The 11833-nt window shown below is 74.7% G+C and carries 9 protein-coding genes; 3 read left to right on the forward strand and 6 right to left on the reverse strand.

The window, feature by feature from the left end; translation table 11 throughout:
• Positions 1–122: 122 nt before the first annotated feature.
• The 4 genes from ACFVGO_RS18955 to ACFVGO_RS18970 all read right to left on the reverse strand — a co-directional run bounded on the left by ACFVGO_RS18955 (position 123) and on the right by ACFVGO_RS18970 (position 3435).
• Positions 123–908: a L,D-transpeptidase family protein gene (locus ACFVGO_RS18955; RefSeq protein ID WP_380632968.1), complete on the reverse strand. Its 786-nt coding sequence runs from the start codon at positions 906–908 to the stop codon at positions 123–125.
• A gap of 74 nt (positions 909–982) precedes the next feature.
• Entirely contained in the window at positions 983–1780 is a 798-nt protein-coding gene (locus ACFVGO_RS18960) for a hypothetical protein (RefSeq protein ID WP_380632970.1), read from the reverse strand.
• Positions 1767–2291, reverse strand: coding sequence for a SigE family RNA polymerase sigma factor (locus tag ACFVGO_RS18965; protein WP_380632972.1), 525 nt, complete (start codon positions 2289–2291; stop codon positions 1767–1769). The genes ACFVGO_RS18960 and ACFVGO_RS18965 overlap by 14 nt, the downstream gene beginning before the upstream one ends.
• A gap of 286 nt (positions 2292–2577) precedes the next feature.
• Positions 2578–3435, reverse strand: a complete 858-nt coding sequence (locus ACFVGO_RS18970; RefSeq protein WP_380632974.1) for a TetR/AcrR family transcriptional regulator — start codon at positions 3433–3435, stop codon at positions 2578–2580.
• An 81-nt stretch (positions 3436–3516) separates the two neighbouring features.
• Here ACFVGO_RS18970 and ACFVGO_RS18975 point away from each other — a divergent pair, with 81 nt between their 5' ends.
• The 3 genes from ACFVGO_RS18975 to ACFVGO_RS18985 all read left to right on the forward strand — a co-directional run bounded on the left by ACFVGO_RS18975 (position 3517) and on the right by ACFVGO_RS18985 (position 9322).
• Positions 3517–4368 carry a siderophore-interacting protein gene (locus ACFVGO_RS18975; protein WP_380632976.1) on the forward strand — a complete coding sequence of 284 codons (852 nt, stop codon included), beginning with the start codon at positions 3517–3519 and terminating at the stop codon, positions 4366–4368.
• Between the two features lie 335 nt (positions 4369–4703).
• Positions 4704–8201: a S8 family serine peptidase gene (locus ACFVGO_RS18980; RefSeq protein ID WP_380352291.1), complete on the forward strand. Its 3498-nt coding sequence runs from the start codon at positions 4704–4706 to the stop codon at positions 8199–8201.
• A 152-nt stretch (positions 8202–8353) separates the two neighbouring features.
• Positions 8354–9322, forward strand: a complete 969-nt coding sequence (locus ACFVGO_RS18985; RefSeq protein WP_380352293.1) for an alpha/beta fold hydrolase — start codon at positions 8354–8356, stop codon at positions 9320–9322.
• A gap of 72 nt (positions 9323–9394) precedes the next feature.
• On the opposite strand, the gene ACFVGO_RS18990 is transcribed toward ACFVGO_RS18985, so the two are convergent.
• Both ACFVGO_RS18990 and ACFVGO_RS18995 read right to left on the reverse strand, forming a co-directional pair.
• Positions 9395–10819 carry a VWA domain-containing protein gene (locus tag ACFVGO_RS18990; RefSeq protein WP_380632979.1) on the reverse strand — a complete coding sequence of 475 codons (1425 nt, stop codon included), beginning with the start codon at positions 10817–10819 and terminating at the stop codon, positions 9395–9397.
• Positions 10816–11688, reverse strand: a complete 873-nt coding sequence (locus ACFVGO_RS18995; protein ID WP_359900970.1) for a MoxR family ATPase — start codon at positions 11686–11688, stop codon at positions 10816–10818. Before ACFVGO_RS18995 ends, ACFVGO_RS18990 begins: the two co-directional genes overlap by 4 nt.
• Positions 11689–11833 lie beyond the last annotated feature (145 nt).

Here is an 11833-nt window from a genome sequence, read left to right on the forward strand (position 1 = left end):
CAGGCGGCGGTGCCGGCCGCGGCCCTGGTGACGTACGGGGACTTCTGCTGCACACGCTTGGGCTGCACACGGCGAACGTACCCGGGCCGCCGCCGACGGGGTCCGCACCGGGCGCCCGGCCCTCAGCGGGCCAGGGCCGGGGCGTCGCCCATGACCACCACCGGGTGCAGGGCGGGGTCGAGGGCGAGGAGCAGTTCGCGCATCCGGTCGGGGGTCAGTCCGACGCAGCCGTGGGTGGGCCCGCCGTGGTCGACGTGCAGCCAGATGCCTCCGCCGTACTGCCCGCCGCGCGGGCGGCGCCGGTCGAGCGGAGAGGCGCCGGGCACGCGGTTGTAGTCGATGGCCACCACGTAGTCGAAGGCCCCGGCGAGCGGCTCGCCCGCGAAACCGGTGCCGGAGATGCTGAAGTCGTCGGTGTGGTCGTAGGGCAGCCGGGTGCCCGGGTCGGGCAGGCGCCCGCCGGCGTCGCCCAGGGTGAACACGCCGATCGGCGAGCGCAGATCGCCCTCGTGGTGGTCCGCGGTCCAGCCGTGCAGGGCGTTGCGGGTGGGCCAGGTCGGGCCGGCGAGCCAGCCCGTGCCGTCGTCGCGGTAGAGGACGGCGCGGCCGGTCGAGGCGTCGGGGCCGTCGCCGGTGACGACCAGCGCCTGCCGCGTCCCGGAGGGTACGGCCGCCAGCAGGCGGGGCCCGACCCCGGGCAGTTGGCGCGGCAGTTCGGGCGGAGCGGGCCGGGCGGCCACGGCCGCCGCGGTCGGGTGCGGCGTGGGCGCTGCGGGCGCGGGGGCGCCCGGGGCGCCCGGGGTGTCGGGGACGGCCGCGGCCGGCGGCACGGGCCCTGCGGCGGTGTTGGGCGCGCAGCTCACGAGGAGCAGCGCCAGCCCGGCCAGGGCGCGACGGGGTAGGGACATGGCGGTTCAGCCTTCGGAAAAGGAGCTTCGGAAAAGGAACTTGGGGGGAGGAGCGTCGGGCGAGGGGGCTCGGATCAGCCGCGCGGGGTGTTCGCGGGCGTGCTGCCGTTCCCGGTGGTGGTCCGCAGGGAGTCGAGCACCTGCCGTACCTGCCGCAGCGTCGGGTCGGACGGCTGGCGCAGGCAGGCCGTCAGCTCGATCAGCTCGGGACGGCCGCCCCGGACGACGACGCGGTGCCCGACGAACTCCCGGGTGCCGCCGTACATGGTGCAGAACGTCTCGGGGCTGCCCTCGGTGAGGGTGGCCGGGCCCGCGGCGGTCTGCGGGATCCGGGCCGGGTCGTCGACCAGCCGGAGCATGACGAAGGCGTCGTCGGCGGTGAGCGGTCCGACGGGCACGCAGAGGTCGCCCTCCGGGCAGGACGACTTCACGTCGAGCGGGTGGGTGGCCAGGAAGCCGACCCCGTCCCGGGGGTCGTCGGTGACGCCGGCGCGGGTGCGCCAGCCGTGCGGCACGTCGACGGCCACGTCCGGCAGGGACGGGAAGCGGACGGTCGCCTCCGGGGGCGGGACCGTGGCCACGGCGGACGGTGTCGCCACCGGCCCCGCGGCCGCCCCTCGTTCCGGGGCCGGGGCGACGGCGGGCGCGGCCGCCAGCGCCGCGGCGACCAGCCCGCCGGTCAGTCCGGCACCGATCGTGGCGGTCCGCCGCCGGGACCGGGTGCGGGCGGCGCGGGCGCGGACCCGGTCCATCCGGTCCTCGGGGGCGTCCAGGTCCGGTACGGCCCGCTGGAGCAGGAACCGCAGCTCCTGCTCCTCGTCGCCGCCGGCGGGCCCGTGCGAGTCCGGGTCCAGCAGGTCACATCCGGTCACGGTGTCCTCCGTCCAGCAGCAGTTCCCGGGTGGGCAGCCGGCCGCGCAGGGCGGCCAGCGCGTGGTGCGTCTGGCTCTTGACCGTGCCGGTGGAGCAGCGCAGCGCCTCGGCGGTCTCCTCCACACTGAGGTCCTCGAAGAAGCGCAGCACGACCACGGCCCGCTGACGCGGCGGCAGCGCCCGGACGGCCTGGGCGACGACCTGCCCGACCACCACGTCCTCGTACGGGTCCGCGCCCGGCGACGGCCGGTCCGGCATTTCCCCGTGTGGCAGTTCCCCGGTCCAGCGGCGGCGCCACCAGGAGACGTGGCAGTTGACCAGGACCTTGCGCAGGTACGCCTCGGGACGGTCGGGGGCGATCCGCTCCCACTTGGGCCAGACCTTGGCCAGTGCGGTCTGCAGCAGGTCCTCGGCCTGGTGCCGGTCGCCGGTCAGCATCCAGGCCGTGCGCAGCAGCTTCGGTCCGCAGGCGGAGACGAACTCCTCGAAGTCCGGTGTCGCGTCCCTCATCGTGCTGTCCCCGCCATGGTGCTCGTGCCGTTCCCGTTCGCTGCGGCGGCCCGGTCGGCCGCGGTGGTCGTCTCATTCTCACGGCTGCTGAACGCGATGGGTGACGGGGCGGGTTGCCTGCCTGCGGGAAAAAGTTTTTCGGGCCGGCGCGGAGCGGCGGTGCCGCGGGCGGTGGGGTATCCGAGGCCGGGGACCGCGCCGCCCGCAGCGGCCCGGCTCCCGGTTCCCGGTTCCCGGTTCCCGGTTCCCGGTTCCCGGCTCCTGGTTCCCGGTTCCCGGGACCGCGTCACCGTGGATCCGTCGGGAGGCCCTCCGCCGCGATGCCGTCGAGCAGCACGGCGAGCCCGCTGCGGAAGGCCTCCAGGTGGCCGTCCTCCGGGGCGCCGCCGCCTTCGCTCTGCAGGGCGACGAGAAGGGGGAAGCGTTCCGCGAAGTCCGGGGCGAGTTCGACCAGTCGGGCGGAGCGGCCGGCCCACCAGTCCTCGTCGGTGACGCCGGTCGCGGCGGCCGCGCCGCGTGCGTCGGCGGTGGTGGCGGCCAGGCCGCGGACGAACTGCCAGAGTGCGGCGACCGCCCCGCGCAGCCGCCGGGGAGCCAGCGCGGCCGGTCGCAGCGCGCGCAACAGCGCCTCCATCGCGGCGAGTTCGGCGGGGCCGAGCACCGGGCGGGCCTGCGAGACCTGGAGCACCCAGGGGTGGCGCAGGTAGCAGGCGTACAGGTTCTCGGCCCAGGCGGTGACGGCCCCCCTCCAGTCCTCGGCCGCAAAGGGGCCGTCCGGGAGGCCGGACGGGTATTCGGCGGGGCGCTCACCGGGGAGTTCGGACAGGTATTCGGCGGGGCGTTCGGTCGGGCGTTCGACCGGGAGCTCGGCGAGCACCCGGTCGTGCATCAGGTCGAGCAGTTCGGCCTTGCCGGGCACATAGGTGTAGAGGGCCATCGCGGTGCGGCCGAGCCGTTCGCCCACGGCGCGCATCGACAGTGCGGCCATGCCCTCGGCGTCGGCCACCGCGATTCCGGCCGACACGATCGCGTCCACGCTCAGGCCCGGCTTGGGGCCGCTGCGCCCGGTGCGCGGTTCCGCGGGCGCACCCCAGAGCAGGGCGAGCGAGCGATGGGCGTCGCCCTGTCCGGCGTAGACGGTCATCCGAAATCTCCTTATGGCGTAAAGTATCGCCCCTGCGGCAACTCTTTATGCCGTAAGGTTACCAATCGAAGGGGTTTCGCGATGACATTGCCCGTCACCTTCGTCGAGGTCGTCGAGGTCCGCCGGATCACGCCGCGCACCGCCCGGATCACCTTCGCCGCCGAGGAACTGCCCGACGCCGTCGGTACCGCCCCCGACCAGCAGCTCAAGCTCTGCTTCCCCCGCCCCGGCCAGCGCGAGCCGGTGCTGCCCGCCCGGCAGGACGACCCGACGGGCTGGTACCGGGCCTACCTGGCGATCCCCGAGGAGCGGCGCCCGCTGCTGCGCGGTTTCACCCTGCGCGGGCGGCGCCCCGGCACCCGGCTGGTCGAGATCGACTTCGTGCTGCACGGCGACACCGGGCCGGCCGCCGCCTGGGCGCTGCGGGCCGCACCGGGGGACCGGCTCGGGATGGTCGGCCCCTCCGCGCTGTACGCCCCGCCGGTCCCGTTCGCCGAGGCCGCGGCGGCGGCCGACTGGGTGCTGCTGGCCGGCGACGAGACCGCGCTGCCGGCGCTCGCGACGCTGGTCGGGGCGCTGCCCGCCGGGGTGCGGGCGGTGGTGTACGTCGAGGTCGCGGACGAGGCCGAGCGGCAGCCGCTGGAGGGGCCGGAGGGCCTCGACGTGCACTGGCTGCACCGGGACGGCGCCGCCCCGGGCGCCGTGCTGACCGGGGCCGTCCGGTCCGCCGAGCTGCCGCCGGGCCGGCCGTTCGCCTGGCTGGCCGGCGAGGCGGGGGCGGTCCGGGCGCTGCGCCGCCACCTGGTCGAGGAGCGCGGCGTGCCGAAGGCGTCCGTCGACTTCACCGGCTACTGGCGCCACCGGCTGACCCAGGACGACGCGCCGACCGCCGAGGACCTGGCGGACGCTCAGGAGCGGCTGGCCGGGTACTGACCGGGACGGGCCGGACGGCGGGCGGGCGGCGGAGGGGCGGGCGGCGGCCTCGACAGGAGCCGGCCGCGCCGGTTCGCGGGCACGTCGTTTCGCCGGCCGCGTCGTTTCGCCGGGCGGTGGCGCGGGAAGGGAGTCGCCACCGCCCTTCCCGCGGTGGAGTCGCCCCGGGTCCGGTAAGGGCCGATCGGCTGAAAGATGATGATTCAGCCCGATTTCCTCCGTGAATTTTACTGATTGATGGTCAACTTTACTTTCTGATGGGGATTTACCCCCTTGTCGTGATCCTCTCAGGTGCGTTGGAATGCGTCAGCTATCCATCTGACGAGAGGATTTATATGATCGGCTGGCGGAAAACCCAGCTGGCGGCGGCCGTCACGGTCACCGCCGCGTCGATGGTCCTGAGCCTCGGGACCATGGCGAACGCGGCCCCGGCCCCCGACCCGCAGAACGCCCGGGCGGCGTCCGCGGACGGCGCCCCGGTGCCGGTGATCGTGATTCTGAAGGACCAGATCGCGGACGCCCCGGCCGACCACGGCCACCTGGGCGCCCGGCAGCAGAAGACCGCCGACGCGCAGGCGCCGCTGCTGAAGAAGGTCAAGGCGGCCGGCGGCACCGACATCAAGAGCTTCGTGGTCGGCAACGCCTTCTCGGCCACGGTCAGCCCCGCCCTGCGCGCCCAGCTCCAGGCGGACCCGGCCGTCTCCACCGTGGTGGCCGACGCCCAGGTCCAGGTCGCCCCGGCGGCCGCCGGAAAGGCGAAGGCGGCCAAGGACGCTGCCGCCGCCGGCGCCAAGGCGCCCAAGGCCGATGCCGCTCCGCAGGCCGTTTCGGGCAGTAACGGCCAGGGGGCGGAGGAGAACGCGACCAACACGGTCTGCCCCTCCGACCCGAGCAAGCCGCTGCTGGAGCCCGAGGGCCTCTACTCGACCCGGGCCGTCACCGGCAACGGCAAGCCCGGCGTGGAGGACCTGGCCACCGGCAAGGGCGTCAAGGTCGCCTACATCGCCGACGGCCTCGACCCCGACAACCCGGACTTCATCCGGGCCGACGGCTCGCACGCCGTGGTCGACTACCAGGACTTCGCGGGCGACGGCTGGGACGCGCCGACCGGTGCGGCCGAAGCCTTCGGCGACGCCTCGGCGGTCATCGCCCAGGGCCGCCAGGTCTACGACGTCTCCAAGTTCGTGAACTCCTCGCACCCGCTCCCGGCCGGCTGCAACATCCGCATCCGCGGCCTCGCCCCGGACGCCGACCTGGTCGCGCTGAAGGCCGGCGGCGAGATGATGTCCAACTCATCGATCCTGCAGTCGATCGACTACGCGGTGCGGGTCGCCCACGTCGACGTGCTGAACGAGTCCTTCGGCGGCAACGTCACCCCGGACAGCGGCGCGCACGACACCATCTCGCTCTTCAACGAGCAGGCCGTCAAGGCCGGTGTCACCGTCGCCGTCTCCAGCGGTGACGCCGGCATCAGCGGCACGGTCGGCACCCCGGCCACCGACCCGTACGTGATCGCGGTCGGTGCCTCCACCGACAACCAGAACTACCAGCAGACCGGCTACGCGGCCTCCCAGTTCTCCAACAGGACCTGGAGCAACAGCCGGATCTCCGCGCTCTCCTCGGGCGGCTTCACCCAGGCCGGCCGGACCGTCGACCTGGTCGCCCCGGGCGAGTCGGACTGGGCGCTGTGCACGCCCGACACCAGCAAGTACACCGACTGCACGGGCTACAACGGCCAGCCCTCGCCGATCCAGCCGTTCGGCGGCACCAGCCAGTCGGCCCCGTTCGTCACCGGCGCCGCGGCCCTGGTCATCCAGGCCTACCGCGACACCCACGGCGGCGACTCGCCCGCCCCGGCGCTGGTGAAGAAGTTCCTCACCGGCACCGCCACCGACCTCGGCGTGCCGGCCGAGGAGCAGGGCGCCGGCCTGCTGAACGTCCGCGCCGCCGTCGAGGCCGCCCGCGGCTACGACGACGGGGACGGCACCGACGGCGCGAAGACCGTCGTGGTCAACACCGGCCAGGTCGACATCGCCGGCGCCCCCGGCTCGACCCACACCGCCGACGTGTCCGTCACCAACACCAGCGACACCACCCAGACGGTGAGCGCCGCGACCCGCAGCTTCGCCCCGCAGTCGGGCAACCAGCAGACCGTCCAGCTGGACCCGTCCTCGAAGGACACCTTCAAGTACGCGACCAACGGCGCGGACTGGGTGCAGAAGCAGGTCAAGTTCACCGTCCCGGCCGGCGCCGACCGCCTCGCGGCCTCGATCGCCTGGCAGGGCGCGCCCAACCCGGTCACCAACGGACCGGTGGTCCGCATGACGCTGCTCGACCCCTCGGGCCGCTTCGAGACCAACACCCGTCCGCAGGGCGGCGCCACCCCGGCGAACTTCGGCCTGGTGGACGTTCCGCACCCGGTGGCCGGCGAGTGGACCGCGATCCTCTACACCCCGGCCGGCAAGGCCGGCTACAGCGGCGCCGTCCAGCTGGGCACCGCCACCCAGCGCGCGGTGCCGGCCGGCACCGTGAGCCCGAACACCACCGACCTGAAGCCGGGCCAGACCAAGACCCTCAAGGTCCAGCTCACCACCCCGGCCACCAGCGGTGACTCCAGCGAGGCCGTCCTGGTCTCCAGCTCCAACGGCAACACCACCAGCGTCCCGGTCGTGCTGCGCAGCCTCGTCCCGGTCAACCAGGGCAAGGGCACCTTCACCGGTACCGTCACCGGTGGCAACGGCCGCAGCGCCTCGCCGACGCAGAGCTTCGCGTACGCCTTCGACGTCCCGAAGGGCCAGAAGGACCTGCGGGTCGGCGTGACCGTCGGCAAGGACCCGAAGCTGCTCATGCAGGGCGCGCTGATCAGCCCGAACGGCACGCCGGTCGACATCGAGGGCAACGGGCAGTTCGACGCCCAGGGCAACCTGGCCGGCACCGGCAACGGCGTCTCGGCCACCGCCGTCAACCCGGCCGCCGGCCGCTGGCGGTTCGTCCTGAACGTGCTCGGCCCGGTCAGCGGCCAGGAGCTCGCCCAGGACTTCACCGGCACCGTCGCGTTCAACCAGAACCAGGCCACCGCGGCCGGTCTGCCGAACGACGCCCGCACCGAGCTGGCGGCCGGCAAGCCGGTCACCGTCCAGGTGAACTACACCAACAACACCGTCGCGACCCAGCGGATCGCGGCCGACGGCCGGCTGGACCGCCGGGTCGACCTGGCGCTGGTGCCGCAGGGCGCCTCGGCGACCGTCAGCCTGCCGCTGAGCCTCAGCTCCGCGGTGCCGTCCTTCCTGGTGCCCCCGGGCACCGACCGGCTCAAGGCCGTGGCGGCGTCCTCGACGCCGGCGCAGATCGAGCTGAGCGCCACCACCGGCTCGCCGGACCTGTTCGGCGACCTGAAGAAGGCCCAGGACGGCTCGACCGTCTCGGTGGTCACCGACAACGGCACCGCCGAGCAGCCGGTCGTCCCCGGCACCTGGGGCACCTTCGTCCAGCAGATCGGCCCGTTCGGCAGCGGCTCCGCGCCCGCCGGCACCTCCACCATCACGGCCACCGCGCACACCCAGGCCTTCGACCCGGCGCTGACCTCCAGCACCGGTGACCCGTACGCCGCCTCGGTGAACGCCTCGGCCGCGGCCGCCACCCCGGTGACCGTCGCCCCCGGCGCCACCGGCTCGCTCCAGGTGACGCTGACCCCGGCCGGCCCGAAGGGCAGCACCGTCAAGGGCGTGCTGTACCTGGTGTCCGGCCCGACCGGCGTGGCCACCGCCAACAACGTCCTGAACACCACCGGTTCGGTGCTCGCGGCGATCCCGTACAGCTACACCGTGAACTGACGTCCGATCAGTTCCGTTCAGGCCGAGGCCGTCCCGGGATTCCGGGGCGGCCTCGGCCGCTTCCATCCCCCGGAGCCGGCGGGGTTCCGGGGGCGGTCGGCTGGGCAGGGTCGGAAGTGACGGCATGTCTTCACCGGATGGGAAGTGGCGAGTTGAACGACGCGATCAAGCACGGCGAGATCGAGGTGAACGGCGTCCGGCTGCACTACGCGGAGCAGGGCGAGGGCCCGCTGGTCCTGCTGCTGCACGGCTTTCCGGAGAGCTGGTACTCCTGGCGCCACCAGTTCGCGCCGCTCGCCGAGGCCGGCTACCGGGTCGTCGCACCGGACCAGCGCGGATTCGCCCGCAGCGACCGGCCCGAGCGGGTGGACCAGTACAGCCTGCTGCACCTGGTCGGCGACGTGACGGCGCTGATCGGCGCGCTCGGCGAGGAACGGGCGGTCGTGGTCGGGCACGACTGGGGCGCGCCGGTGGCCTGGGCCACCGCGGCGCTGCGGCCGGACCTGGTGCGCGCAGTGGCCGGGCTGAGCGTGCCGCCGCTGCCGGTGGGCGGGCCGCCGCCGCTGGAGGCCGCCCGGGCGGCCTTCGGCGAGGGCTACTACCAGGTCTACTTCCAGGAGCCCGGCCGGGCCGACGCCGAACTGGCCGCGGACGTCCGGACCAGCCTGCGCCGCATCCTGTCCGCGAAGTCGCCGGACGGCACTCCGCGCGTGTGGATCGTCCCCGAGGGCGAGGGGCTGCTGGACAGCCTCCCGGAGCCGGAACGCCTGCCGGACTGGCTCACCGAGGCGGACCTCGACGCCTTCGAGGCCGACTACGCCCCGCACGGCGAGAAGGCCTTCACCGGCGGGCTCAACTGGTACCGCAACCTCGACCGGAACGCCGAACTGCTGGCCGCCTTCACCGGGGTGACGGTCGACGTGCCCGCGCTGTTCGTGGTGGGGGAGCAGGACCTCGTCAACGCGATGGTCCCGCGCCCGGTGCTGGACCACCTGCTGAGCCGGGTGCCCAGGCTGCACGGGCACGTCCGGCTGCCGGAGACCGGGCACTGGACGCAGCAGGAGCGCCCGGCCGAGGTCAACGCGGCGCTGCTGGACTTCCTGGCCCACCTCGAAAAGTAGACCCCGGGGCGCCGGTCGAGGCCGTCCGGGGACGGGGGCCGCGACCGGCGCCCCCGCACCGTCGGACCGGCGTCAGACCGGCAGCAGGCGGGCGATCAGCTCGCCGAGGCGGCGGGCGTTGCGGCAGGAGTGCATCTCCACCACGCCCGCGTACACGAGGGCGGCGGAGTCGCCGGTCGGCCAGAGCGAGGGCTGCTCGGGGTTGAGCCAGAACACCCGGCGGGCCCGGCCGGCGATCCGGCGCAGCGCGTCCGGGTTGGGGTCGCGCCGGTTGTTCCTGGCGTCGCCGAGGACCAGCACGCAGGTGCGCGGGCCGACGGCGTCCAGGTGCCGCTCGGCGAACTCGCCGAGCGCGGCGCCGTAGTCGCTGTTGCCGTGGTAGCCCGTCACCTTGGCCTCGGTGAGGATCCGCGCGGCCAGGCGGGCCGGGTCGTCGTCGCCGCGCAGCAGGCCGGTCACCTCGGCGGTGCGGTTGACGAACGCGAACACCCGGACCTTGCTGAACTGTTCGCTCATCGCCCGCACCAGCAGCATGGTGAAGTCGGCGAAGCCCGCCACCGAGCCGGAGACGTCGCACAGCAGCACCAGCTCCGGGCGGGCCGGGCGGCGCAGCCGGTACGCGGGGCGCAGCGGCACCCCGCCGGTGCTCAGCGAGCGGCGCAGGGTGCGGCGCAGGTCGATCTCGCCGCGGGCGGCGCGGCGACGCCGGGCGGCCAGCCGGGTGGCCAGCTTGCGGGCCAAGGGGTGGACGGTGCGGCGCAGTTCGGCGACCTGGCCGCGCCCCGCGTAGAGGAAGTCGACCAGGTCGGCGGTGGGGGCGACGGCGCGTTCGGCGATCCGCTCGGGGCCGCGCAGCTCGGCGACCCGGCGGCGGGCCTCGCCGGCGGCCAGGGCGCGGAAGTCCTGGATGCGGCGGCGGATCTCGTCGGCGAGCACCAGGTCGGAGAGGTCCGGGGCGCTCCGCCGCTCGCGCAGGGCGGCCAGGACGCGGGCGAGCAGCGTCTCGGGGGCGAGCCGGCCCAGCGCCTGCTGGGCGGACCAGCCGTCCGAGCCCGGGGTGCCGCCGGCGCCGTACCGGCCGAAGGCCTCCACCACCTCGCCGGCCAGCCGGGCCTGGGCGGCGCGGTCGTCGTCGGCCAGTGCGGCGGCCAGGCGCTCGCGCAGCTGCTCGCGCAGCGGGTCGGGGCGGCCGAAGCGGGGCGGCTCGGGGTCGTCGGGGACGGGCGGCGGGTCGGCCCGGACGGCCTCCGGGGTGCCGACAGCGAGGGGGAAGAACAGGTCGAAGGCGGCGTCGAAGACGCTCCGCTGGCCCTCCGAGCGCAGCAGGGCCGCGGCCACACCGGCCCGCATCTGCTCGCGGTCGGCGAAACCGAGGACCTCCAGCACGGCGGCGGCGTCCACCGTCTCGGCCGGGCCGATCCGCAGGCCGTGCCCGCGCAGGGCGCGGACCAGGCCGGTGAGGCGGGCGGCGGTGTCGGCCGGCGGGGGCGTCGTCATGCGAGGGTGAGCTTCTGGGCGGCCTTGCGGACGTCGTCCTGGTGCTTGAGGATCACCCCGAGGGTCTCCCGGACGACCGTCTCGTCGAGGGTGTCGGCGCCGAGGGCGAGCAGGGTGCGGGCCCAGTCGATGGTCTCGGCGACGGACGGCGCCTTGCGCAGCTCCATCGCGCGCAGCGCGCCGACGACCCGGACCAGCGAATCGGCCAGCGTCCCGTCCAGGCCGGGCACCTTGAGGCGGACGATCCGGCGCTCCAACTCGGCCTCGGGGTAGTCGAGGTGGAGGAAGAGGCAGCGGCGGCGCAGGGCCTCGGAGAGCTCGCGGGTGGCGTTCGAGGTGAGCAGGACGAAGGGGCGGCGGGTGGCGGTGATGGTGCCGAGCTCGGGGACGGTGACCTGGAAGTCGCTGAGCACCTCCAGCAGCAGCGCCTCCACCTCGACGTCGGCCTTGTCCATCTCGTCGATCAGCAGCACCGTCGGCTCCTCGCCGCGGATCGCGGTGAGCAGCGGGCGGGTGAGCAGGAACTCCTCGCCGAAGATGTCAGTGCGGGCCTCCTGCCAGCCCTCGTCGCGGCCGGCGGTGATCCGCAGCAGCTGCTTGGCGTGGTTCCACTCGTAGAGCGCGCGGGCCTCGTCGATGCCCTCGTAGCACTGGAGCCGGACCAGCCGGGCGTGGCCGATCGCGGCCACCGCCTTGGCGAGTTCGGTCTTGCCGACCCCGGCCGGGCCCTCGACCAGCAGCGGCTTGCCGAGCCGGTCGGCGAGGAAGACGGTGGTGGCCACGGCCGTGGAGGCCAGGTAGCCGGTGGCGGCCAGCTGTTCGGCGGCGTCCGCCACCGAGGTGAAGAAACCCGTGCCGTTGTCGCTCATCCGCTCGCCCCGTTCCGGTTCGCCGTCTCCGTGCGGCGCCACCCTACCGGCCGGTCACTTCGCTGTCTCGGGGGTGGGCGGCCGGCTCCGGGGGCGTGCCGCGGGGCCGGTCGGCGCGGCGGCGCACGGCCCGGTGAGGGTGCCG

Origin of the sequence: Kitasatospora sp. NPDC057738 (assembly GCF_042798815.1) — a bacterium.
Classification (GTDB): Bacteria; Actinomycetota; Actinomycetes; order Streptomycetales; family Streptomycetaceae; genus Kitasatospora; species Kitasatospora lactacystinica.